The sequence below is a fragment of the Hwanghaeella sp. genome, from assembly GCF_965227365.1.
In the GTDB taxonomy this organism is placed as follows: Bacteria; Pseudomonadota; Alphaproteobacteria; order UBA8366; family Aestuariispiraceae; genus Hwanghaeella.
On the sequence record NZ_OZ245754.1, the window covers coordinates 83,503 to 107,952 of the forward strand.

The following is a 24,450-nucleotide window of genomic DNA, read 5'->3' on the forward strand; positions in this document are numbered from 1 at the left end:
TATGGTTGCGATCCGAGTTGAAGTCAAGGCATCAATGGCGCGACGTCGGGCAGGAAATTTCACGTTATGCAGTTAGATCGCGTTTGGTTGGGGACGGTGCAGCTCGGCTTGGCCTATGGCTTGGCGAAGCGGCGGTTGAGCGTGACGGAATGCTTCCGCCAAATGGATGCCGCCTGGGATGCGGGAATTCGCCGCTTCGACACCGCCCGGATCTATGGCGATGCCGAATCCAGGATCGGGGCCTGGATTTCGTCTCGCGGTAGACTGCCGCTGATTACGAGCAAGGTTCCCATGCTTGAGGAATTGCCGGACGCGGAGGTGCCCGACGCCTTCGCGTCGGCCTTGCGGACGACCCTTGGGCATCTCGGGCTGGAAAGGCTCGACATCTATCTTTGCCATCATGCGGATGATTTCAAACGGACAGTCGTCCGTGATTGCCTCGATCGTGCCAAAGCGGATGGACTGATCGGCGGGTACGGCATTTCCTGTTACGGGCCGGAAGAAGCCATTGACGCGTTCAAAATCCGTGAAGACATGGCCCTGATTCAGGCCCCGGCGAATATTCTCGACCGCCGGGTGATGGGGTCGAGCCTGCCATTCGTCGCGGATCGACACGGCGCGATCCTTCAACTGCGCAGCCTCTATCTACAAGGGGCGCTTTTGATGAAGCCGGAAGAATTGCCCACCCATATTCGCGGATTGGGGCCGTTCGTGTCCGTGTTTCGGGAAAAGGCGCGTAAGGCGCGGCTTTCGCCGGCGGCCTTGGCCGTTGCCTATATCGCGCACCGCATCCCGAACAGCCATCTCGTCATCGGGTTTCGCTCGGTGGCGCAGATCGAGGCGCTGAAGAAAGTGCCGGACGATACCGGGCGCCTCACGGAACTCTTCGACGATATCGATGCCGCCCTCGTCGATATTCCGCCGGCCCTGGTCGATCCGCGTACCTGGAAGTAGGGCCCACCGCCCGGCCTGGTGGCCGGGTGACGGTCTCACGGTCCATTGCCGTCGAACTTGCGGGGGCGCTACCGGACGGTCTTCTCCGTCAACGGGATCGATTTTTGCTCGTTTGCCATCGCGACGATCTCATCGATAGACAATTCCTCTTCGATGCCGTCGAGGCAAACAGCGATGCGGTCCGGATAGGCGGCGTAGATCTTTTCCGCTGCCCGGCATTCATAGGCCGGTACATACCGGTAGATCTGATTGATGGGTTGGAATGAGGCCGACGGCGTCGGATCTATCAGCAGCACCAATAGCGCAAGCTCCATTGCATACCTCCATTTTTCGCCCCTCATCGGAGAGGGTAGCGCACAAAGTGCGCATTTCGAAGGAAAATGTCATGGTTTTGTCATAGTGCTAGACCTTTCCGCGAATTGGGTCGGTTTGACGCTGTCCAGGGAGCAGGCCTCATTTGAAGAACCTTTGGTAGAGGTAACCGATTCCAACCAGGCTGAATCCCAGGCCCAGGAAGGAGACCACCCGGTAAAGGCCGTCCAGGTCCGCCATGTCGACGATGAACACTTTTGCGACCGTCAACAGGACGAGGCCCAGACCGACGCGGCGCAGTGTCCGCTTGTCTCGCAGAAGTCCGAGGACCAGCAAGGGGGCCGCGCAGAGCAGCCAGACGATGGAATAGGTGTAGAGTTCCGCATCCGTTGTCGGGCCGATATCCAGCCGCGTGCCGTGGAACAGATGGCGGATTTCCAGGTTGATCCACAAGAAGGTCAGGCCGGCGGTCGCGGCCGAAACCAAGCGTGCAAGTTTCCTTTCCCCGTTGCGATGGGCGAGCCAGGCCATGACACCCGCGCAAAGCGCCGGGGCCAGATAAGCGATCAACAGAGTATTGAAGAAGAACGTCTCTCCGACAGGTTCGCCATTGAAGGGATTGAGCCACAGCACCTGCAGCGCCGCCACGGTGAATGCGCCCAGGGTCAGCAGCAGGCGGGACGCCACATAATGGACGGGGCGGGGGCGGACGGCGTTGCGGTGGTACAGCGCAATGCCGGACATCAACCAACTCAGGCTATGCAGGCTGACTTCGGTCAGAGTCAGTCGGTTCGGCCAGGTCGTAACCGTACCGAAGAACTCCCGTATCTCCAGGTTGACCGTTGCGGTGGCAAGCGCGATGGCGCCGGATTCAAGCAGGCCGACCAGGAAGTCGTCCTTCTGTTTGCGGAACAGTCTGCCGGCCAGGGCTAGGGCCAGCGCGGGCAGGCCGTAGCTGTACAGTATCCAGACCGCGCCGCCTTGGGCTTCGGCCAGCGTAAAGGGGAACTGGTTCAGCATCACCAGCCGCGCCAGGATCACCGCCGTGACGATTGCCGAAGCGGGGCGCAGATAGGCGATCTCGAACCTGTCGTTCACCCAGGCAGCGGCCAGGATCATCAAGGACAGTGCGATGGTCAGCCAGGACCCGTCCAATAGAATGGTCAGGGAGAGACCGATCGCGGACAAGGCCGCCAAGGCGTAGAGGCCGATGGCGCTTTCCATGAAGGCTTCCGTCCGACGATGGGCTATTCGGGCGATCACGCCGATCGCGGCACAAGAGATGGCCATGGCCAGGCCGGCCCACAGTGTGTCCGGCAGCAAGGACGACAGTTTTGCATAGGCGAGCATGAAGGCGGCCAGGGGGACGGTGGTTGATACGGCGGCCCACAGATCCCGGCGGCCTTGCCTGAACAGGCCGGCGAATCCGAGCCCGGCGAACCATACAGCGGCAATCGCGGCGGACAGGCCGAAGGCGCGGAACTCGGGGGAGAAGGGGACCTGCGCGAGTTCGGCCAGATTGCTGTTGTCGAACAGACTCAATCCCAGATAACCGGATTGGTTCGGCACGATCCAGGTGAACAGGCCGGTCAGCGCGAGGCCGGCGCTGATCGGGACAAGACTGTCCAGGACTCGGGCGCGGAAGGCAACGCCGCCAAGGATGGCGATGACGATCCCGGCATACAGAACCGCATCAGTCCCGTGCGACGTTCGCATCAGCATGAACAGCCCCATACCGGCCAGAACCGCGGCGGCGATCGTTACCATGCGTTGGTTCGGCGAAAGGGCGCCGATGTCCAGAGGATGCGCGAGGTCACGGACGGGGCCGCCAAAACTGTCGCCGGATCTGACCAGCAAGGCCGCGGCGAAGACCGCCGGCATATGCAGGTAAAGCGGCAGCAGCGATTGATCCGCCGCGCCGGCGGTGATCCACAGGAATTGCCATCCTGCGGTTCCCAGAAGCGTGACGGTCGCCAGCCACCACCAGTCCTTATACCGGATGATGGCGAAGGCGGCGCCGGCGATACAGGTCAGGTAGGCGAACAGAGCCCAGGCAGACGGGCTGTCCGTTTGCACCAGGGCGGGTATGGCAAGGCCGCCGAGCACGCCGAGGACGGCGACGAAGTGCCCATGCAGCAGTGACAGACCAAGGGCGAGCGTGCAGATCCCGGCCATCGCGGCAAAGGCGAAGAGCGGCGACAACAGGCCGTAAAGGGCATAGCCGGCATAGATGCTGCCGAAACCGATCGCCACCCCGGCGCCGGTCAGGGAGGCCGGAACGAAATCCCGCTTTGTGGCGCTCTTCCCGGGCTGGGCGGTTTTTTGCCGGACCCACTCGCCGCCGATTACCAGCGCAATACTGAGGGCCAGGCCGGCGGCGATGCGCATGGCCGGTGTCAGCAGGCCGTGATCGATGCTGTATTTGACCAGGAAAACCCCGCCCAGCGCGATGGTCAGACCGCCCAGCCAGACAAGCCATTTGGTCGCGAAGGTGTGCTCGCCTTCTGTTTCTCTCGACTCATTCGCGGCGGCGTCGTTGCGGCGGTTTCCATGCACCGTGTCGGCCCGGGCAGCAGCTGCGTGCGCGGCCTTTGCGGTTTCCGCCGCCCGGTTCTCCGATTGTCCGGCGGTTTCTTCGGGTTCGTCTTCCGGGGCGCGTTCGCTGATTTCGGCGGTCGCCTCGGGGGGGGATGCCGGTTCATCGATCGGCGCGAGTTTCGGTTCGAGTTTCGGCCCGGGTTCGGGCTTGGGTTCAGGTTTGGGTTCAAGCTTGGGTTCGGGTTCAGGTTTCGGCTCCGGTTCCGGCGGTGGGGCGGGTTCCGGCTGCGCCTCTGGCGATGGGGCCGCCTGGGGGGCAGTTTCCATTTGCCGTCGCGCCAGCGTTTGCAGGTCGCGACGCAGATCCGCGATCTCCCCTCGCAGTTTTCCGATACGCGCATGCGCGCTGATCGCGATGATCGGCGAAGCCACAATGGAAAGCCCAACCGCCAACAGCAGCAAACCAAGATTGTCATACATGCCGCGTCCCCAATTAAATGAACGATGTTCAATAAATAGAAATAAAATGAACGATGTTCAATATATAATTTGGCGAAACCGTGCGCCGATGGCCCAAACATCAGATACGACGGCGGTTTACGGCCTAATTTTCAGATAGATAGACCTTGGCGAGCTCGTGGTGATAATGCCGCCAATTCTCCTTGATGAAGCCGCGCTCCGCGTCGCGGACCTCGCGCACCGGCTTGGCGGGAACCCCGGCCCAAAGCTCGCCGGATTTCACCCTTTTGCCTGGGGAGATGACCGCGCCGGCGGCGACGACCGCGCCGGATTCCACATGCGCGCCATCCAGCACCTTGGAGCCGATCCCCACCATGCAATCGTCTTCCAGTACGCAGCCGTGCAGCATGACGCCGTGGCCGACGGTGACGCGCTTGCCGACGATGGTCGGAAACTTGCCTTCGAACACGTGGATGACCGTGCCGTCCTGGATATTCGTATCCTCGCCGATCTCGATATAGTGGTCGTCGCCGCGCAGCACGCAGGAGAACCAGACGCTGCTGCGATCATGCAGTCGCACATCGCCGATCAGGGCGGCCGTCGGGGCGACGAAGACGTCCTTTCCGATGGTGGGGGAAACGCCCTTGAAGGGCATGATGACGGGCTTGGACATGGGGTCGCCTCCTGATGTGTCTTTGGTTGGCGGCAAGAGTTGCATCGGCGGCAAGGTGCTGCAAGCGGGCTGGTTGCGGGCGGCGGTGCGGTCTAATCTCATGGGCATGAGCACGCTCGACGACATGGACCGGAAGATCCTCGCCATCCTGCAGAAGGAGGCGGATATCCCCATCGCGCAACTGGCCGAACGGGTCGGCATGTCGCAAAGCCCGTGTTGGCGGCGGGTCAAGAAATTGCGCGACGACGGGGTGATCGTGGGCCAGGTGGCGCTGGTCGATCCGAAACGCGCGGGTCTCAGCCTGACGGTCCTGGCCTCGGTCTCGCTCAACGATCATCATGACGACACGGTCGCCGCCTTTGAACGCGCGGTGGCGCTTTGGCCGGAAGTGCTGGAATGCCACGCGGTCACCGGCGACCGCGACTATCATCTGCGCATCGTCGCGGCGGATATGGAAGACTACGAACGCTTCCTTTCCGGCCGATTGCTGAAGCTGAAGCAGGTCGCCTCGGTGAATTCGCGCTTCTCGCTGCGGCGCGTGAAATACGCCACCGCCCTGCCGCTCTGACTATTCTGCGGCGTAGCGATAGGCGGTTTCCGGCGGGGTGCGATAGGCTTCTTCCAGCTTGTCCCATTGCGGCAGAACGGCTTCGAGCGCGCGGTGCTTCACCGGTCCGAAACCGCGGATTTCCATCGGCAGGGACAGCAGCGCCAGGGCGGTTTCCCGGTTCGCTTCGGTCAGGCTCCGAGTGATTTCATCGATTGTATTCTCGAACCGCCGGATCAAGGCCCGTTCGGTCCGGCGTTCCGATGAATAGCCGAAGGGATCGGCCCAACTGCCGCGCAGGCCCTTGAACCGCGCCAGGACCTTCATGACCGGGCGAGCCCAGGGGCCGAAACGGTGCTTCCTGGGTTCCGCGCCGTCGGCGCCGGGGAGTGACAGAACCGGGGGCGCGAGGTGATAGGCGATCTTGTAATCGCCCTCGAACTGCCGGGAGATCCGGGTCTCGAAATCGCTTTCCGTGAACAGTCGCGCGACCTCGTATTCATCCTTATAGGCCATCAGCTTGAACAGCGACCGGGCGGCGGCTTCGGTCAATTCTTCTCGTCCGTTCAAGGCTTTCTCCCCGGCGCGCAGGGCGGCGATGCGGTCGGCGTAGCGTTTTGCATAAGCGGCGTCCTGATACCGGGTCAGGAAGTCGACCCGTCGGGCGATGATCTCATCCAGGTTTTCGGCGGGTTTGAAGCGGTCGGGCCCATCCGTTTCGGTGAGCAATTCCGCAACGGCTTCCGGTTCGGCGGCGAGCAGCCGGCCCCAGCCGAAAACGCGCTTGTTGGCGCTAACGGCGACGCCGTTCAGCTCGATGGCGCGGATCAGGGCGTCAAGGGAAACGGGAATTTCGCCCTGCTGCCAGGCATAGCCCAGCATCAGAATATTAGCGCCGATGGAATCGCCCATGAGGGTCAGGGCGGCCTTGGTCGCGTTCAGGCTGTCGACGCCGTCATGGCCCAAAACGTGATACAGGATATCCAGCATCACGTCCGGTTTCTGTATCGCTTTCGGGTCCTTCAGGAAGGCGGCGGTATGGATCGTCTGGCTATTGGCGATGACGCGCGAGCGACCCGGTTTGAGGGTCGCGACAGCCTCCGGCGCGGTGGCGACGACGAGATCGCAGGCGAGCAGCAGATCGGCCTGTTCCGGTTCGATCCGCACCTGGTTCAATTTTTCGCCTTTTGCGCCGAGGCGGACATGACTCAACACCGCGCCGCCCTTCTGCGCGAACCCCATGAAATCGAGCACGCTGGCCGCGCGTCCTTCGAGATGGGCCGCCATGGTGATCAGCGCGCCGACGGTGACGACGCCGGTGCCGCCGACGCCGGCGACCAGGATTTCCGCCGGTTTCCCATCCGTTTGCCGGTAGCGGGGATGCGGCAGCGCGGCGAGCCGGCCGGTGAATTCCGCCTCCGACAGATCCGCGCCGGAGCGGCGTTTCAATTGTCCGCCCTCGACCGTCACGAAACTGGGACAGAATCCGTTGAGGCAGGAAAAATCCTTGTTGCAGCTGGACTGGTCGATTTCTCGCTTGGTCCCGAATTCGGTTTCCAGCGGCGCGACGGACAGGCAGTTCGACTTCACGCCGCAATCGCCGCAGCCTTCGCAGACCAGATCGTTGATGACGACGCGTTTCGGCGGGTCGGGAAACTCCCCCTTTTTCCGGCGGCGCCGTTTTCCCGTCGCGCAGGTCTGGTCGTAGATCAGCGCGGAAACGCCTTCGACCTCACGCAGATCGCGCTGAACAGCGTCGAGTTCGGCACGGTCATGCACGGGAACTTCCCGGAAACCGGCATACCGCGAAGGATCGTCGGTCACCAGCTCGATCCGTGTCACACCTTCGGCGCGCAATTGGTCGATGATCTGCGTCACGGTCAATGTCCCGTCCACCGGCTGGCCGCCGGTCATGGCCACCGCGTCGTTATAAAGGATCTTGTAGGTGATATTGGCCTTGGCGGCGACAGCCTGGCGGATCGCCATCAGACCGGAATGATAGTAGGTGCCGTCGCCCAAATTCTGGAAGACATGCTTCGTCCTGGTGAAAGGGGCGAGGCCGATCCAGTTCACGCCTTCGCCGCCCATCTGGGTCAGGCCGCTGGTCTTGCGGTCCATCCAGCTGGCCATGAAATGGCAGCCGATCCCGGCGAAGGCCTTGGACCCTTCCGGCACCTTGGTTGAGGTGTTGTGCGGACAGCCGGAACAAAAATAGGGCATGCGCTTGGCGGAGCCGCTGATGCCGGCCAGCGAGGCGGCTTCAGGTCCTTTCGGGGCGAGACCGGCGCGAACCAGGCGCGCGCCCGCCTGCAGGGAAGGGGCATTGGCATCCAGGAATTCGGCGAGTGACCGGGCGAGCCGCGCCGGACGCATTTCCCCGCAGCCGGGCAGGAAAGCCGCACCATCGGGCCGGGACTTGCCCCAGAGGCGCGGGCGTCGGTCGGCCGGCGCGTTGTAGAACCGGTCCTTGATCTGGCCTTCGACGACGGGGCCCTTTTCCTCCACCACCAGCAGGTCGGAAAGACCGGTGCAGAATTCCTCCATCGCCACCGGTTCGATCGGGAAGGTCAGCCCGAGTTTCCGAATCCGGATTCCGGCCCGCCGCAAGGCGTGGTCGTCGAGGCCCAGCAGGCGCAGCGCCTCCATCAAATCGAGATGCGCTTTCCCCGCGGTTACAATGCCGAGCGTCGCGCCGGGGTTGTCGATGATGGCGCGGTCGATGGCGAAAACCTGCCGGTTCGCGCGGGCGAAGGCGGTGACCGCTTCGAGCTTGAATCGCAGCCTTTCTTCGATTGCGAGGCTCGGCAAATCGCCGTTCCGGTAGTGCAGCCCGCCGGGCGGCGGCGTGAAATCATCCGGCGTCACGAAATCTGGGAAGCTATCCGGCAGCGTGACCGAGGCACCGCTTTCGACCGTTTCGGAAATCGCCTTGAAGCCGATCCAGGCGCCGCTGAACCGGCTCAGGGCCCAACCGAAAAGGCCGAAGCCGAGATATTCCTCGACGCTGGCGGGGTTCAGCACCGGCATCGACCAGGCCATCAAGGCTTGATCGCTTTGATGCGGCATGGAGGAGGAGACGACGCCGTGATCATCCCCGCAGACAACCAGCACGCCGCCATGGGGAGAGGAGCCGAAGGCATTGCCGTGTTTCAGCGCGTCGCCCGAGCGGTCGACGCCCGGCCCCTTGCCGTACCAAAGACCGAAGACGCCGTCGACGGTGGCCGACCCCTCGGTTTCCACCTGCTGGCTGCCGAGCACCGCTGTTGCGGCGAGATCCTCGTTGACCGCCGGCTGAAACCGGATGTTGAGCGGTTTCAAATGCTTTTCCGCCTGCCATAGAGCTTGGTCATACATGCCGAGCGGCGAGCCCCGATAGCCGGAAATGAACCCGGCGGTATTCAGCCCCCGCGCCTTGTCGGCCAGTGCCTGAAGCATCGGCAGGCGTACGAGCGCCTGCGTCCCGGTCAGGAATACCCGGCCTAACTGCCGCGCATATCGGTCGTCCAGGGAATAATCGCTGTCGAGCGTAAGGCTGTCGTGAGCGGCCGAGAGGTCGGTCGAGGGAAGGCGCACGAAAATTCTCCCGATACACAGAAATATCTGTGTGCAGGATATGTCCCGAGGTTGGGAAAATTCTTACCTTTGTCGGTGTTCAGGATGCCGTTAAGGGAATAATCAACCGGATTCTATTTAATAATAGGGAAAAATTACCATTTGGCCGCCAGCTTGCCAAAGCGGCCCGCGGAATGTTTTCTCGCATGGGGATCGGACCAGGAACGGGATATTGAAGATATGCGTGCAAGCTGGATGAAGCGGGTCGGTATCGTATTGGCGGTCATCCTGGTTCTTGCTGGTGGTTTGGCGATTGCCGCCCAGGTGCTGGACCCGGTGAACACCCTGTACAAGCGGATGAAAGCATCCAGCCCCTATATGTTCGAGGAAATCGACCCGGCGCTGACCAAAACCGACCCAGCCGCGCTTCTGTCGATTCAGACCGCCGCCGATGTCGCCTCCGCCCGGGTTTCCCTTTTGGGGTGGATTTACGGAACCGTGCCGGCGGAACGGCGCAAGGCCCGGTTCTACGACCCCAGGTCCGGATGGTCCCACGGAGCGGAAATCCTGGACTGGAACGGGTTAAGATCGGTCAACCAGTTCTACATCAATCCGCGGCCGGACGTGATTTCCTATGGTTATCTGCTGAAACCGAAGCAGGACGCGGAAGGTCCCGGGGCGGGGCGCGCGCTTATCTATCATAACGGTATGGCGTCCACCTTTACGGCGGCGCGCGACTGGCTTGAGCCGTTTCTGGAGGACGGTTGGACCATTCTTGCCTTCGACCAACTGGGCTATGGCGAGAATACGCGGGAGATCGATTGCGACAAACGGGCGGATGGAACAAAGGTGCCCGACGGCGATGGCTGCATCGCCAACCTGCAACAGGAGCTTTCGCTGGTCGATGATCCCGTCGCGATCCATGTGGAACCCGTTCTGGCCGGGTTGGATCTGCTGCAAGTCCTTGGCTTCGATCAGGTCGACGCCTTGGGGTTCTCCGCCGGGGCGGCGACGGTGACAATGGCCGCGGCGGTCGACGAACGCTTGCGGCGGACGGTCGCCGCCGCCGGCATTCTGCCGCCCTATCTGCGCGAGGGGCAGGACAGGTTGTTCGGCATCGCCCGGGAACTCGCCGAGAACGGCCCGGTATCCTTCCTGGACCTTTTCGTCCTCGCAGGGGCAGGCGAAGGCCGCGCCTATCATCAATTGTTCAACCGCTATGATCGCTGCTGTTTCCGAAACGTTAAGGGAAAACATTATGAAGGTGCGGTGAAGAATACGCTGGCGGGCGCGGGAAGCGGCGGCGCCTTCACCGTCACGATCGATGAAAGCCATGCCCGACATGCTATTTCCGCGGCGGGTGTCCGAACGATCAAGGAACTCCTCGAAAACTGACCCGGTATTCGCTGTCGGTTAATAAATCGGTCGCGTTAACCATTTATATACTCAATTACCCTCATATGCGCCGAAATTCATAAATTTCGTGGCGGCTGCGGTTTGTTCCGCGGCTCCGGTTTCGCGCATTCGTCCCCGTTTGCGGGGCGATGGCGGCGAAGCCGTTTCAACGTTCGGAGACAGTTCCTAATGAAGAACTTCACAATCCTGAAGCAGGTTCTATCGATCGTCGGTCTGGCGGTCGTCGGCTTCGCGATCATCGGCGGCGTATATTTCTGGGGTGAGGGTTCGGTAAACGCCCAGCGTCAGGCTGCCGAAACGGCCAAAGCGCGCAGTTCCGTCGTGCAGACAGTACAGTATCTTTTCCTTAATGCCCGTCGGCGGGAAAAGGATTTTCTGCTGCGACGTGACGAAAAGTATATCGAACAATTGAACAAGGTCGTCGCCGAAATTCGTAGCAGCCTGGCGCAGTTGGAGGAACTGGGTGTGCCGGCGGAAAGTGCATCCGACCTGACCGCGATCGGCTCCGGCATTTCGACCTATCACGATACGTTCCGACAGGTCGCGGAAGACGTCGTTGCAATCGGTTTGACAGAAAAGGTCGGGCTGAGAGGCAAGCTCAGATCCGCCGTGCACAATGTCGAAGAGCGTCTGCTTACCATGCAGGACGACGGGATGCTGGTGAAGATGTTGATGATGCGCCGGCACGAAAAGGACTTCCTGCTGCGGATCGACCCGAAATATATCGGCCGCATCGACGACCGGCGTACCGAACTGGTTGCCCTGTTGGATGCCGCCGGTGTGACCGGATCGGCCCGCACCGAAATAGACGCCCTGCTGGATACCTACGTGACTTCGTTCAAGGAATTGGCGGAACTGGTTCTGGCATTAGGTGAAAAGACCCAGCAACTGTCCGATACCTTCGCCGAGATCGAACCGGTCATGGAGAAAGTCGCGGAACGCATTGAAGCGGATCGTGCGGCGGCGGTTGACAGTGCAGCCGCCATCACGGCGCAGACACAGGTCATCATTCCCGTCGTCATCGTTGTCGTCACCCTTGTGGCCGCGTTGGTCGGAGTGCTTGTGGCGCGCGCCATTTCGGGGCCGATTCAGGCCATGACGGACACCATGGGCGAACTGGCGGGCGGCCGGCGGGATGTCGAGGTGCCGGCAACGGATTACCGCAACGAAATCGGCCAAATGGCGCAGTCGGTGCTTAGCTTCCGCGACTCACTGATCGCCGCGGACACGCTGGCCGAGGAACAGCGGGATGCCCAGGCACAACAGGTGAAGCGGGCCGAGAAGTTGATGCAGCGAACTTCCGATTTCGATGCCAAGATCCAGGAAATCCTGTCTCAGGTCGGCTCCGCCGTTACGCAGATGGGTCAGACGGCCGGCCACATGGACAAGGCCTCCGACAATGTCGAATCGCAATCCTCCGCCGTTGCCAGTTCTTCCGCGGAAAGCGCGATGAACGTGCAAACGGTGGCGGCCGCCACGGAAGAGCTTTCCGCGTCGATCGTCGAAATCGGCAGCCAGATCCAGAATGCCAACCACATCACGCGGTCGGCGGTGGATCAGGCACAGGTTTCCGTGAAAACCGTGACCGATCTGGAAACGGCGGTCTCCCAGATCAGCGAAGTGATCGACCTGATCAAGGATATCGCGGAACAGACGAACCTTCTGGCCCTGAACGCCACGATCGAGGCCGCGCGTGCGGGCGATGCCGGCAAGGGCTTTGCTGTCGTTGCGAATGAAGTGAAATCCCTGTCGGCGGAAACCGCGAAAGCAACCGAGCAGATCGAGCGGCAGATCTCGGCGGTACAGGCGGCGACCGGAACAACGGTCTCGAGCATCACTGAATTCTCGAACACCGTGAACCAGGTGAACGAAATTTCCGCGGCGGTCGCGGCGGCGATCGAGGAACAGACGGCAGCGACGAACGAAATCTCCCGGAATGTCGAGGAAGCGGCGCAAGCGGTCGAGGACGTCAACCGCAACATCCAGGGTGTCAGTGAAAGCGCGAAGTCGACCAAAAAGGCGGCCATCGAGGTTCGCAGTGCATCGGATCTGATCGGCAATCAGACCGAAGCGGTGACGACCTCTGTCGCCGGTTTCCTCGCGGATGTGAGAAGCATCTGACGAAATGAGAACCCCGCCGGGCGCCGCCCGGCGGGGTCAGCCCTAAACAGTCGGCGGACCCCGGGTGCAGTCAGACGCGCTGTGCTCTGGCCGCTTCCCTCGCGGCTTTTTGCATGTTGGCGGACATCTCGCTGGCCACCGCGGTCTGTTCTTCAATCGCCGATGCAGTCGAACCGACATAGTTCTGGACGCTGTCGATCTGATTGCGGATCGCGTCCAAGGCCCCGACGACATCGGTTGCCACCCCCATCATGTTCGAGATTTCCGCTTCCACATCCTCCGTGGCTTTCCTTGCCTGATCGGCGAGGCTTTTCACCTCGCTGGCGACAACCGCGAACCCTTTTCCGGCTTCACCGGCACGCGCGGCTTCGATCGTCGCGTTCAAGGAAAGAAGGTTGATCTGGCCGGTGATGCCGGTAATTGCCTCGATGATGCTGCCCATGGACTTCGCCGCGCCGTCCAGGCGTTGCGTGGCTTTGTCGGCCTCGGCGACCTTGGTTACGGCTTCACTCGAAACGCTACGTGACTTCTCCATACTGGCGGCAATCTCCTTGACCGAAGCGCTCAACTGCTCAGCGCCGGCGGCGGTATCCTCAAGCATGGTTTTGATGTATTCCGCCTGTTTCCTGGCCAGAACGGCATCGGTTATGTCGGACGCATATTTTACGACCTTGTAGGGCTTGCCGCTCATATCGCGGATAGGATTGTAGGACGCCTGGATCCAGATTTCCTTACCCCCCTTGCCGAGGCGGCGATATTCGCCGGACTCGAACTGGCCTTGGTTCAAGCGCGCCCAGAATTGGCGATAGGCCTCGCCATTCGCTTCGTCGGCCGGCATGAAGGTCGAATGGTGCTTGCCTTTGATCTCGTCCAAACGGTAGCCGACGGCGTTCAGGAAGTTGTCGTTTGCCTTGATGATCGTGCCGTCCAGGTTGAATTCGATCACGGCCTGGGATTTGCCGATCGCCTCGATCTGGCCGCTGAAGTCAGCGTTGCGCAGTTTTTGTTCGGTCACGTCCGTGGCGAATTTGACGACTTTGTAAGGGCGGCCGTTCATGTCGAAAATCGGGTTGTAGGACGCTTGGATCCAGATTTCCCTGCCGTTCTTGTCAAACCGTTTGAACTCACCCGCTTTGAATTCCCCATGGGCCAGGGACTGCCAAAAGGATTGGTAATCGGGGCTCGCCCGTTCCGACGGGTCGACGAAGATGGAATGATGTTTGCCCTGAACCTCGTCCAGGCGGTAGCCCATTGCGTTCAGGAAATTGTCGTTTGCCTTGATGATCGTGCCGTCCAGGTTGAACTCGATGACGGCCTGCGATCGGCCGATCGCCTCAATTTGACCGCGGAGATCGGCGCTCCGTCGTTTCTGATCAGTGATGTCGGAGGCGAACTTGACGACTTTGACCACCTTTCCCGTGTGGTTCAGAATCGGGTTGTAGGTTGCGTAGATCCAGATCTCCTTACCGTCTTTACCCAATCGCTTGAATTCGCCGCTATGAAATCGGCCGGCAGCCAGATCCTTCCAGAATTTGCGATAATCGGCACTTTCGCGCTCATCCGGCGCGACAAACATCGAATGATGTTTCCGGCGAATCTCCTCCAGTGCGTAGCCCATGGCACCGAGGAACAGGCCGTTCGCGGTGAGGATTGTGCCATCCGGTTCGAACTCGATAATGGCCTGCGACCGGCCCAAGGCTTCCAGTTTCAATTGGGCTTCGGATGTACTCGATCCAGGCCCGAATAACGATTTGAACATAACAACTTCCTTCTCGGACTGCGCACCGGGTGCGACTTCAGGCGCCTGGCGCGAGGCCGGCCAACTTTCTGTTTGTTTCAGGGCATGGTTGCCGATGGGCGCACAGTTTCGATGCGACCGATCAAGTGCGGCATACATCCGTCGTGTTCGCGACTCAGATCGACCCTTTCCTGCTAACACCGCTAACCTCACTGGGGGAGGAGCCGGTCTTGGTCAGGCATCTGTCGGTATTTTGTCCTCCTCAAGCAGGGGGAGGAGTCTCAAACTGGTTCGGATTTCGTTATTGCGGTCGGAAATCCTTGAGTGCCGGTAATGGCATCTGACCGCATTGTTCCGAATAGAACGTTCCCTCGAGTGATCGGTTTTGCCGATCATGTTTTTCTCCCCAGCAACGCGTCATCCACAAAAGACGCGTCAAAGTGCAGTTATTCTGAGGCGATCCCCTTTCCTCGGAGGCGCTCGATTCCTGGGCTGGGAGTTCACACAACCCAAATTGTGGTTTCGCCGCACCGCTAGTTTACGAATATAAAAAGTGTCAAAAACGGAAGTCAATGATATCCGGAAAATATTATTTAAAAACAGATATATCTTCAAATGACCGAGCGTCTGTGGGCTGGATGTTGCCCTCGGTTCTGACGGTAATGGTAGCATGGAAGACGTAAATGATGATTTGTCCGTTCAGCGGTAGGGGGCGGTTCTGTTCCTTCCGCGGGCAGGAATTCAGTTCATGGTAAAATCAAAACACCACGATAAAAATGGATATATCTGCCGTGCTGTTGCTCATCCGTTCGCGATTTGAAGGAAGATGGCCCACCCGGAAAGGGTGGGCCGCTTCGGCATGGTTCACGCGGCGCGGATCTGATTTGCCAGTTCGATGACCTGCTGGCGCAAGTCTGCTGAGTCCTGGTCCATCGATTCCGAGGCGGTGAACAGTTCGCGGGCTTGCGTGCCGGTATCTGTTACCGATTGCGCGACACCCACGATGTTCGACGAAACTTCCTGTGTGCCCGTCGCGGCTTCTTCCACGTTGCGGGCAATTTCCTGCGTCGCGATGCCCTGTTCTTCGACGGCGGCGGCAATGCCGTTGGTCGTGTTGTTGATCTCGTCAACGACCTTGCCGATTTCGAGGATCGCCTGGATAGCGTCGTTCGTCGCCGTCTGGATTTCATTGACCTGGGTCGAAATCTCCCCGGTCGCGTTCGCCGTCTGGGTCGCGAGGCTCTTGACCTCCGATGCGACGACCGCGAAGCCCTTGCCTGCTTCGCCGGCGCGGGCCGCCTCGATCGTGGCGTTCAGCGCGAGCAGGTTGGTCTGTTCCGCGATATCGCTGATCAGCGCAACGACCGCGCCGATCTGGTCGGCGGCGCGAGCCAGGCCCTGGACCTTGGAATTGGTGGTCTCGATTTCCCGAACGGCGCGTTCCGCGATCTGTGTGGAATGGACGACCTGGCGACCGATCTCGGAGACGGAGGCGGCAAGCTCCTCGGCCGCCGCGGCGACCGTCTGAACGTTGGTCGAGGCTTCTTCGGACGCGCTGGCCACGGTGCTGGACTTGCTGGTCGCCTGATCGGCGTTCGTGGTCAACTGCTGTGCGGATACCTTGACCTGCGTCGCGCCGGCCGCCATGCGCTGGGCGATGGAACCGATATTGCTCTCGATCTGGTAGGCGACTTCGGACAGCATTTTCGCGCGGTCTTCGGCGGCCTTGATGTCGGCTTCTTCCTGCGCGGCCTTCAGGCGCTTCACTTCTACGGCGTTGTCCCGGAAGACCTGCACGGCACGCGCCATACCGCCGATTTCGTCACGATTGTCTGTGTAGTTGATTTCGACCTCGGTATCGTCCTCGGCCAAGCGGCCCATGACTTCGGTGATCTGAGTGACCGGCTTGGCGATCGAGCGTCCGATGAGGAAAGCGCCGAGCAGGCCGAAGAACATGCCGATGACGGCGGTGCCGATCAGCAACTGAATGCCGAGTTTTTCGTCCTTTTCCGCCTTCAACGCGGCGGCTGCGGTGAACCGGTCCAACTGGTTCTGCACCTGGGCCAGTTCCTTGGCGAGTTTCGCCTGTTCCATTTCGGTTTCCTCGGCGATGGCTGCCGCTGCCGCCGTATCGCCCGCCATCAACAATGTGAGAACCTTTTCCCCATGCTTTTCATAAGCCAGATGCTCCTGGGCGATGCGGTCCAGTTGGACGGAAAGGCTTTCGAATTCCTGCTTGGCCTCCGGCGTGGCGGCATGCGCAATGGCTTCATCGGCCATTTGCAGTGCTTCCCGCAGTTCCTCGTCCACCGTGTGACCGAGTTTCACGAAATGCTTCGTCAAATCTTCGAGGTCCGCGGCATGCAGATGTCCGGCGCCTTTCGCCAGCAGAATTGCCTGTTCCAACTGATGTGCGTTGATCTTGGAGACGATTTCGGTCAGCGGGATATCGCGGTGGGCGATCTCGGTGATTTCCGTGCCGATCTTATCCATTTTCCAAATACCTGTGCCGGCGACGATGCCCAGGATGATGAGGAGCATGCCCGCCAAAGCGTAAATGCGACTGGATACGCGAAAATTCGAAGCTTTCATTTTAGTGCCTCATAGAATGTCGAATTTTAAGAATTTGATCGCGGCGGCGCGCATTGCTGAGCGGCGTTGATCGTTGACCGGTGTATAGGCCGGGCGGCGACGCCGTCATAACCCTCGAATGGGGGTGTTTTAACGCAGGGATGGGGTGTCCGGGCCGGTGGAGGGCCGGGGGGAGGGCCCGTGTAGGTCGGACGCGGTCAAACCGTCGGCGGGAAAATGGCGTAGAAGACCGAGATCGTGGCGACCGAGGCGATGGTGCTGATCAGGATGACCGACGATGTGCGCTGAACGTAAAGCCCGTAGGACAGCGACAGGACGAAACTGCCGGCGCCGGTCGGCAGGGTGGCCATCAGGATGGCGACCTTGGCCCAAAGCGGGTCGACCGGGAACAGCCACAGCATGAAGACGGCGGTGACGGCCGGCTGGACCAGCAGTTTGACCACGGTCATGACGGTGACCTCGCCCAATCCCTCCCGCAGGGGTTTGCCGACCAGAAACAGGCCGATGGCGAAAAGGGCACAGGGGCCGGCCGCCGCACCCAGGATCGAGCAGAACGTTTCCGCGGGGGCGGGCAGCGGCAGGCCGAAGGAGGCCCAGATCAGACCCAGTACCGGCGCGATCAGCATCGGGTTGCGGATCAAGGCGCCGAACACCTTGCGCAGGACGGGCCCCAACCCGTCCGCTTTGCCGGCGCCGACCTCGATCATCACGATCGCCGCGCCGACGATGACGGCGGTGTAGATCACGGTGATGAAGATCGCCGGGAAGACGGCCTCCGCCCCATAGGTGGCCAGGGCCAGCGGAATGCCCATATAGCCGGCATTGCCGTAAACCGTGTTCATCCCGTGCATGGTCGCTTCCGCCAAGCCGCGCCCGAAGGCCAGTTTGGCCAGCAGCATCGCCGCCGCCCAGACCGCGGCGAGCGACAGCATGAAGCCGATCAGGAAATCGGTGCGAACGACATTGTCGATATCGACGGTCGCCATGGCCTTGAACAGCAGGACCGGCAGGGCGACCCAATAGACGAAACGGTTCAGCGCCTCGCTGCTTGCCTCACCCAGCAATCCGCGACGGCCGGAAACGTATCCGGCGGCGATGATCCCGAAAACGGGCAAGACGACATTGAAGATCGGTTCCATGGCTCGGCGCTGCGCTGCTTCAGCAAGTTGCGGCGCAACATACCTGGAAATACCGTGTTCTCAATTCCTTGATTGAGATAGTTGTTGTGTCGGCCTGGACGGCAATCGGCGCAAGATCATCCAGGAAATGCCGAGGCCGACCAACACCCCGGCGGTATTCGCAAAGACATCCCAGCCGCTCATCATCCGCTCGGGGATGAAGGACTGGATGACTTCGATGGCGATGCCGTAGGCGATCAGCGCCGCGGCAAGCGTCAATGGGGCGGGCCAGTCGCGATAGCCGATCCGGCCGGCTGCGGTCAGGACCATGTAAGCGAAGAAATGCTCGATCTTGTCCGAGAAGGTCGATTGAACCGCATATTGCACCGGCAGCAGAAACAGCAACGCGATCAACGCCTGCAGCGGCAGCAGGGACAGAAGGGTTATCGCGGCAAAAGAAAGCCAGAAGCCGATCCTGGCGGCCAGGGTGACGCTGTGCATGGTAGCCTTTCCGGTCAGGCGGATTTGGCCGACAAGGTGCTTCGCACCGCCCTGCGCCACAACCCGTATCGACGTTCCCGCTCGTCTCCCTGCATGGCGGGTTCGAACCGGCGTTCCAAGGCCCAGCTTTCCGCGAAAACGTCCGGCGGCGCATAGAAGCCCGCTTGCAGGCCGGCCAGATAGCCCGCCCCAAGCGCCGTCGTTTCCAGGACCGACGGCCGGTCGACCGGGGCGTTCAACATGTCGGAGAGGCGCTGCATGGTCCAGTCCGAGGCGACCATGCCGCCGTCGACCCGCAGCACCGTATCGGCGGAGGAACCCCAATCGCCGTGCATCGCCTCGATCAGGTCTCGGGTCTGGAAGCAGACGCTCTCCAGCGCGGCGAGGGCCAGTTCAGACGGACCGGTACCGCGTGTCAGGCCATAGAGCGCGCCCCGGCACTCCGCGTCCCAATAGGGCGCGCCCATGCCGGTGAAGGCCGGGACCAGGATGACGTCCTGTTCGGGATCGGCCTTGGTGGCGAGGTGTCCGGATTCCGCCGCATCGCGCAGAATGCCGAGCCCGTCGCGCAGCCATTGCACCGCCGCGCCGGCGACGAAGATCGACCCTTCGAGCGCGTAGGTGGTCTCCCCACCGAGACGATAGGCGATGGTGGTCAGCAGGCGGTTCTTCGAGGTGACCGGATCCGCGCCCGTATTCAACAGCGCGAAACAGCCGGTGCCGTAAGTGGATTTCGCCATGCCGGGCAGGAAGCAGGCCTGGCCGACGGTCGCCGCCTGCTGGTCGCCGGCAATGCCGAGCACCGGGATCGGGGCGCCGAACAGGTCGGGCAGGGTCTCGCCGAAGCTGTCGGCGGAGTCCTTCACCTCCGGCAGCAGCGAGCGCGGCACGCGGATCAGGTCCAGCAGAGCGTCGTCCCAGCGATTCTCGCGGATATTGTACAGCATCGTGCGGCTGGCATTGGTGGCGTCGGTGGCATGCACCTTTCCGCCGGTCAGCCGCCAGAGCAGATAGCTGTCGACCGTGCCGAAGGCGAGTTCGCCGCGTTCCGCCGCGTCCCGGGCGCCGGGCACGTTGTCGAGGATCCAGGCCGCCTTGGTGCCCGAGAAATAGGGATCCAGCAGCAGGCCGGTCTTTTCGGTTACCAATGCCTCATGCCCGGCCGACTTCAGGGTCGCGCAGGTGTCGGCGGTGCGGCGATCCTGCCACACGATGGCGCGGTGGATGGCCCCCCCGGTTGCCCGGTTCCAGACGACGGTGGTCTCACGCTGATTGGTGATGCCGATGGCGGCAATGTCGCTTGCGGTCGCGCCGGCCTTCTTCATCGCCTCGCGGCAGGTCGACAGGGTCGAGTTCCAGAGGTCTTCGGGTTCATGCTCGACCCAGCCGGAGCGCGGGAAATGCTGATCGAACTCTTCCTGGGCGACGGCGGCCACGGCGCATTTCTCGTCGAACAGGATCGCCCGGCTGGACGTCGTCCCCTGATCAATGGCCAGAACGTATTTCCCCACCAGTCATCCTCCCTCGTTAAAGGCCGCGACCTTGAAGCGATCTCTTGCTGCGGCACTCATAAGGCCGGTCGGATCAGACGGTAGCCGCCCGGCGGCTCTTCATCCAGTCCGAAACCGCCTGCCGCTCCTGCTCGCTCAAGCGCAGCCCCAGTTTGGAGCGCCGCCAGAGGACGTCGTCCCCCTCGACGGCCCATTCCGAGGTCATCAGATAGGCGATTTCGCGCTCATAGAGGTCGGCGCCGAAATGCCGGCCCAGATCCTCGATCGAGCCTGCATCGCCGAGCACCGTCCCGGCCAGCGTGCCATAGGCATGGACGAGGCGCGACGCGGTCCTGGGCGGCAGGAAGGGATAGTCGGCCCGGAGTTTCTCGATCAACGCCCCGTGTCCACCGACCGGGAAGCCGCCGCCCGGTAGGGTCGCCCCGGCGGTCCAGGTGCCGGTCATCTCCGGCAGGAAGGGTTTCAGTTTGCCGAGAGCCTCCTCCGCCAGGTGGCGATAGGTGGTGATCTTGCCGCCGAATATGTTCAGCAGTGCCGGTTCACCCGCCTGGGCGTGCAGATCGAGCACGAAATCGCGCGTCGCGGTCTGGGCCGCGCCGGCCCCGTCGTCATAAAGCGGGCGCACCCCGGAATAGGTCCAGACGACATCGTCGGGTTTTACCGGGTCCTTGAAATACGCGCTTGCCGCCTGGCAGAGATAGGCGATCTCCTCATCCGAAATGCGGACGTCCTTGGGGTCGTCGGTGAAGTCCACATCGGTGGTTCCGATCAGGGTGAAATCCTGCTCGTAGGGAATGGCGAAGATGATGCGCTGGTCGGCATTCTGGAAAATATAGGCGCGGTCGTGCTCGAACTTGCGCGGAATGACGATGTGGCTTCCCTTAACCAGTCGGACGGAAGCCTTGCTGTTGACGCCGACGCGCCGCGCCAGGACGTCCGCGACCCAGGGTCCGGCCGCGTTCACGACCGTCTTGGCCCGGATCGTCCGGTCGCCTCCGGTCGCCTCGTCGTTCAAAGTCACGGTCCAGGCGCCGTTTTCACGCTTGGCGTCGGTCACTGCGGTGCGGGTCAGGATATCGGCGCCGCGGGCGGCGGCGTCCATGGCGTTCAGCGTGACGAGCCGCGCATCGTCGACCCAGCAGTCGGAATATTCGAAAGCCTTGGTGAAGGTATCGCGCAGCGGCCGGCCGGCCTCGTGCTTGCGCAGGTCCAGCGTCCGGCAGCCCGGCAGGATCTTGCGTCCGCCCAGATGGTCGTACAGGAACAGGCCCAGGCGGATCAGCCAGGCCGGACGCAACCCGCTGTGATGCGGCAATACGAAACGAAGCGGCCAGGCGATATGCGGCACCATGGAGAGCAGCACTTCCCGCTCCTTCAGCGATTCCCGCACCAATCCAAATTCATAGTGTTCCAGATAGCGCAGCCCGCCGTGGATCAACTTGGTGGAGGCCGACGACGTGCCGATCGCCAGATCGCGTTGCTCGGCCAGAAGCACTTTCAGGCCACGCCCGGCCGCGTCGCGCGCGATACCGCAGCCGTTCACACCGCCGCCGATGATCGCGATATCGTAAACCTGTTCGATCAACTGGGAATCCCCGCCGGAAAATCGCGCTGCGCCGCACCATGACCTGCGCGTTTGCGAAAAAAAACGAAAGCGAAACGAATATAACGCCGCCTTCGTTGCAATTTCAAGCGTCGGGAGCGACCAAAATCTGCACACCGGCCTCCTTGCACATGGCCTTTATAGGCTCCGGCGGCGGCGTATCGGTGACAAAGGTGTTGATATGGGAGATATGGCCGATCCGAACCGAGGCGGAGCGGCCGAACTTGCTGCTGTCGGCGACCAGAATGGTATGGCGGGCATTCTCGATGATCGCCTGGGCGACTTTCACTTCGCGGTAGTCGTAGTCCAGCAGGGTGCCGTCCGCATCGATGGCGGAGACGCCGATGACCGCGAAATCGACCTTGAACTGACGAATGAAATCGACCGCGGCCTCACCCACGATGCCGCCGTCCGAATGTCGGACGACGCCGCCGGCAACGATGATTTCGCAATCGGGACTGACGCTCAAGATATTGACGACATTGATATTATTCGTAATCACCATCAGCCGGCGTTTCTCGCGCAGGGCATGCGCGACCTGCTCGGTCGTGGTGCCGATATTGATCAGGATGGTGCAATCGTCGGGGATGATCGACGCGGTCGCGATGCCGATCCGTTGCTTTTCGTCGACGGCAAGACGGCGCCTTGCATCATAGCCGAAATTGGAAACGCCGGCGGCGACGACCGCGCCGCCATGCACCCGCCCCAGCAGGCCCTGGGCACAGAGGTCGTTCAGGTCCTTGCGGATGGTTTGCGGCGTGACGTCGAAGGTCGCGGCCAGATCCTCGACCATGACCCGGCCGGTGCTGCGCGCCAGCGCGAGGATGTCGATCTGTCGTGGCGTCAAGGGTTCCATATGCTCTCACCTGGCTTCCGTGTTCCACGCTTCGCGGTAGTCACGGATGGAAATGTTACGGTTTTGTGACAGAATGTCATATCTGTGTTTTCGGTTGACGTTCGTTTTCTTTCACATGAATATTAGTTCCGCACGTTACAAAAAAAGTCTCTCGGGAGGAAACTTATGAAGAGGCATCTGTTGGCTGCGGTCGCCGCGGCCGCAATTTGCGCTTTCGGATCTGCCGCGTATGCAGGCATGGACGAAGCAAAAAAATGGATCGATTCGGAATTCCAGCCATCCACCCTTTCCAAGGAAGAACAGCTGAAGGAAATGGAGTGGTTCATCAAGGCGGCTGAACCCTTCAAGGGCATGGAAATCAACGTCCTGTCCGAAACGATCCCGACCCACGAATACGAATCCAAGACCCTGACCAAGGCGTTCGAGGAAATCACCGGCATCAAGGTGAACCATCAGCTGCTGGGTGAAGGCGAGGTCGTGCAGGCGGTTCAGACCCAAATGCAGACGAACCGGAACCTGTACGACGCCTATGTCAACGACTCCGACCTGATCGGCACGCATTCGCGGCTGCAGCTCGCGGTCAACCTGACTGATTTCATGGCCGGTGACGGCAAGGACGTCACCAACCCGATGCTCGATATCGAGGATTTCATGGGCCGGTCCTTCACCACGGGGCCGGATGGCAAGCTGTATCAGCTGCCGGATCAGCAGTTCGCGAACCTGTACTGGTTCCGCAAGGACTGGTTCGACCGCGAAGACCTGAAGGCGCAGTTCAAGGCGAAATACGGCTATGAGCTGGGTGTGCCGGTGAACTGGTCCGCTTATGAAGACATCGCCGAATTCTTCACCAACGACGTGAAGGAAATCGACGGCGTCCGGGTCTATGGCCATATGGATTACGGCAAGCGCGCGCCCGACCTGGGCTGGCGTATGACCGATGCCTGGCTGTCGATGGCCGGTGCCGGTTCCAAGGGCCTGCCGAACGGCGTGCCGATCGACGAATGGGGCATCCGAATGGAAGCCGGCAGCTGCAACCCGGCCGGCGCCTCCGTCAGCCGCGGCGGCGGCACCAACGGCCCGGCCGCGGTCTACGCGATCCGGAAATGGGACGAATGGCTGCGTCAGTATGCGCCCCCGGGTGCGGCCGATTACGACTTCTATCAGTCGCTGCCGGCGCTGAGCCAGGGCAACGTCGCCCAGCAGATCTTCTGGTACACGGCGTTCACCGCCTCCATGGTTGCGCCGAAGTCGGAGGGCAACAACACGGTCGACGATGCCGGCAATCCGCAATGGCGGATGGCGCCTTCGCCGCACGGCCCCTATTGGGAAGAAGGCCAGAAGCTGGGCTATCAGGACGCGGGTTCCTGGACGCTGTTCAAGTCGACCCCGGTCGACCGTCAGAAAGCGGCCTGGCTCTATGCCCAGTTCGTCGTCTCCAAGACCGTCGACGTGAAGAAGAGCCATGTCGGCCTGACCTTCATCCGCGACAGTTCCGTCCGGCATCAGAGCTTCACCGACCGCGCACCGAAACTGGGCGGCTTGGTTGAGTTCTATCGTTCGCCGGATCGCGTGTTGTGGAGCCCGACCGGCGTGAACGTGCCCGACTATCCGAAACTGGCCCAGCTGTGGTGGCAGAATATCGGTGACGTCAACTCCGGCACCTTCACCCCGCAGGAAGCCATGGACCGCCTGGCCGGTGAAATGGATCAGGTGATGTCCCGCATGGAACGTGCGGACAAGGCCAACAACACCTATGGCGGCTGCGGTCCGCGCCTGAACGAGGAAAAGGATCCCTCGGAATGGCTCGGCAAGGGCGGCGCCAAGGCGAAACTGGCCAACGAAAAGCCGAAGGGCGAGACCGTCTCCTATGACGAACTCGTCAAACGCTGGGCGCAAAACTAATCGTCGACCCCTGACGGGATCGGCGGAAAGACCTCCCAGTATCCGGATGCGCGTGAT

At 61.5% G+C, this 24,450-nt stretch carries 16 protein-coding genes; 5 read left to right on the forward strand and 11 right to left on the reverse strand.

The features are described from left to right. Nucleotides 1-66 precede the first annotated feature (66 nt). Entirely contained in the window at nt 67-954 is an 888-nt protein-coding gene (locus tag ACQK2G_RS00370; protein WP_425403024.1) for an aldo/keto reductase, read from the forward strand. 68 nt (nt 955-1,022) lie between these two features. Here the strand turns inward: ACQK2G_RS00370 and ACQK2G_RS00375 are convergent, their stop codons facing one another. The 3 genes from ACQK2G_RS00375 to ACQK2G_RS00385 all read right to left on the reverse strand — a co-directional run bounded on the left by ACQK2G_RS00375 (nt 1,023) and on the right by ACQK2G_RS00385 (nt 4,936). Then, nucleotides 1,023-1,268: a hypothetical protein gene (locus ACQK2G_RS00375; protein WP_425403025.1), complete on the reverse strand. Its 246-nt coding sequence runs from the start codon at nt 1,266-1,268 to the stop codon at nt 1,023-1,025. A gap of 139 nt (nt 1,269-1,407) precedes the next feature. Continuing rightward, nucleotides 1,408-4,284, reverse strand: a complete 2,877-nt coding sequence (locus ACQK2G_RS00380; RefSeq protein WP_425403026.1) for a DUF2339 domain-containing protein — start codon at nt 4,282-4,284, stop codon at nt 1,408-1,410. A 124-nt stretch (nt 4,285-4,408) separates the two neighbouring features. Further along, entirely contained in the window at nt 4,409-4,936 is a 528-nt protein-coding gene (locus ACQK2G_RS00385; protein ID WP_425403027.1) for a gamma carbonic anhydrase family protein, read from the reverse strand. Here ACQK2G_RS00385 and ACQK2G_RS00390 point away from each other — a divergent pair. Further along, nucleotides 4,917-5,504 carry an Lrp/AsnC family transcriptional regulator gene (locus ACQK2G_RS00390; protein ID WP_425403028.1) on the forward strand — a complete coding sequence of 196 codons (588 nt, stop codon included), beginning with the start codon at nt 4,917-4,919 and terminating at the stop codon, nt 5,502-5,504. The genes ACQK2G_RS00385 and ACQK2G_RS00390 overlap by 20 nt on opposite strands. Here ACQK2G_RS00390 and ACQK2G_RS00395 read toward each other — a convergent pair whose 3' ends face one another. Beyond that, a complete protein-coding gene (locus ACQK2G_RS00395; RefSeq protein WP_425403029.1) occupies nt 5,505-9,056 on the reverse strand; it encodes an indolepyruvate ferredoxin oxidoreductase family protein in 3,552 nt (1,183 codons plus the stop codon). It abuts the gene before it with no gap. Nucleotides 9,057-9,275: 219 nt separating this feature from the next. Here ACQK2G_RS00395 and ACQK2G_RS00400 point away from each other — a divergent pair, with 219 nt between their 5' ends. Continuing rightward, on the forward strand, nt 9,276-10,430 hold the full coding sequence (locus ACQK2G_RS00400; RefSeq protein ID WP_425403030.1) for an alpha/beta fold hydrolase: 1,155 nt from the start codon (nt 9,276-9,278) through the stop codon (nt 10,428-10,430). A 189-nt stretch (nt 10,431-10,619) separates the two neighbouring features. Next, nucleotides 10,620-12,572: a methyl-accepting chemotaxis protein gene (locus tag ACQK2G_RS00405; RefSeq protein WP_425403031.1), complete on the forward strand. Its 1,953-nt coding sequence runs from the start codon at nt 10,620-10,622 to the stop codon at nt 12,570-12,572. 70 nt (nt 12,573-12,642) lie between these two features. Here the strand turns inward: ACQK2G_RS00405 and ACQK2G_RS00410 are convergent, their stop codons facing one another. The 7 genes from ACQK2G_RS00410 to ACQK2G_RS00440 form a co-directional block, all read right to left on the reverse strand. Then, a complete protein-coding gene (locus tag ACQK2G_RS00410; protein ID WP_425403032.1) occupies nt 12,643-14,331 on the reverse strand; it encodes a methyl-accepting chemotaxis protein in 1,689 nt (562 codons plus the stop codon). 843 nt (nt 14,332-15,174) lie between these two features. Continuing rightward, on the reverse strand, nt 15,175-16,902 hold the full coding sequence (locus ACQK2G_RS00415) for a methyl-accepting chemotaxis protein (RefSeq protein ID WP_425403033.1): 1,728 nt from the start codon (nt 16,900-16,902) through the stop codon (nt 15,175-15,177). 197 nt (nt 16,903-17,099) lie between these two features. Continuing rightward, complete coding sequence (locus tag ACQK2G_RS00420; RefSeq protein ID WP_425403034.1) at nt 17,100-18,041, reverse strand: AEC family transporter; 942 nt, start codon at nt 18,039-18,041, stop codon at nt 17,100-17,102. Between the two features lie 60 nt (nt 18,042-18,101). Then, nucleotides 18,102-18,521, reverse strand: a complete 420-nt coding sequence (locus tag ACQK2G_RS00425; protein ID WP_425403035.1) for a VanZ family protein — start codon at nt 18,519-18,521, stop codon at nt 18,102-18,104. Between the two features lie 14 nt (nt 18,522-18,535). Then, on the reverse strand, nt 18,536-20,032 hold the full coding sequence (glpK, locus tag ACQK2G_RS00430; protein ID WP_425403036.1) for a glycerol kinase GlpK: 1,497 nt from the start codon (nt 20,030-20,032) through the stop codon (nt 18,536-18,538). 73 nt (nt 20,033-20,105) lie between these two features. Next, nucleotides 20,106-21,614, reverse strand: coding sequence for a glycerol-3-phosphate dehydrogenase (glpD, locus tag ACQK2G_RS00435; RefSeq protein ID WP_425407602.1), 1,509 nt, complete (start codon nt 21,612-21,614; stop codon nt 20,106-20,108). Nucleotides 21,615-21,720: 106 nt separating this feature from the next. Next, nucleotides 21,721-22,491 (reverse strand): DeoR/GlpR family DNA-binding transcription regulator, encoded by a 771-nt coding sequence (locus ACQK2G_RS00440; protein WP_425403037.1) that lies wholly within the window; start codon nt 22,489-22,491, stop codon nt 21,721-21,723. A 165-nt stretch (nt 22,492-22,656) separates the two neighbouring features. Here ACQK2G_RS00440 and ACQK2G_RS00445 point away from each other — a divergent pair, with 165 nt between their 5' ends. Then, on the forward strand, nt 22,657-24,393 hold the full coding sequence (locus ACQK2G_RS00445) for an ABC transporter substrate-binding protein (protein ID WP_425403038.1): 1,737 nt from the start codon (nt 22,657-22,659) through the stop codon (nt 24,391-24,393). Nucleotides 24,394-24,450: the final 57 nt, after the last annotated feature.

Coding starts and splice junctions, on each gene's coding strand:
- ACQK2G_RS00410 (WP_425403032.1), bottom strand. CDS start 14,331: ATGTTCAAATCGTTATTCGGGCCTGGATCGAGTACATCCGAAGCCCAA.
- ACQK2G_RS00400 (WP_425403030.1), top strand. CDS start 9,276: ATGCGTGCAAGCTGGATGAAGCGGGTCGGTATCGTATTGGCGGTCATC.
- ACQK2G_RS00440 (WP_425403037.1), bottom strand. CDS start 22,491: ATGGAACCCTTGACGCCACGACAGATCGACATCCTCGCGCTGGCGCGC.
- ACQK2G_RS00425 (WP_425403035.1), bottom strand. CDS start 18,521: ATGCACAGCGTCACCCTGGCCGCCAGGATCGGCTTCTGGCTTTCTTTT.
- ACQK2G_RS00375 (WP_425403025.1), bottom strand. CDS start 1,268: ATGGAGCTTGCGCTATTGGTGCTGCTGATAGATCCGACGCCGTCGGCC.
- ACQK2G_RS00370 (WP_425403024.1), top strand. CDS start 67: ATGCAGTTAGATCGCGTTTGGTTGGGGACGGTGCAGCTCGGCTTGGCC.
- ACQK2G_RS00420 (WP_425403034.1), bottom strand. CDS start 18,041: ATGGAACCGATCTTCAATGTCGTCTTGCCCGTTTTCGGGATCATCGCC.
- ACQK2G_RS00415 (WP_425403033.1), bottom strand. CDS start 16,902: ATGAAAGCTTCGAATTTTCGCGTATCCAGTCGCATTTACGCTTTGGCG.
- ACQK2G_RS00390 (WP_425403028.1), top strand. CDS start 4,917: ATGATGACGGGCTTGGACATGGGGTCGCCTCCTGATGTGTCTTTGGTT.
- ACQK2G_RS00405 (WP_425403031.1), top strand. CDS start 10,620: ATGAAGAACTTCACAATCCTGAAGCAGGTTCTATCGATCGTCGGTCTG.
- ACQK2G_RS00380 (WP_425403026.1), bottom strand. CDS start 4,284: ATGTATGACAATCTTGGTTTGCTGCTGTTGGCGGTTGGGCTTTCCATT.
- ACQK2G_RS00445 (WP_425403038.1), top strand. CDS start 22,657: ATGAAGAGGCATCTGTTGGCTGCGGTCGCCGCGGCCGCAATTTGCGCT.
- ACQK2G_RS00385 (WP_425403027.1), bottom strand. CDS start 4,936: ATGTCCAAGCCCGTCATCATGCCCTTCAAGGGCGTTTCCCCCACCATC.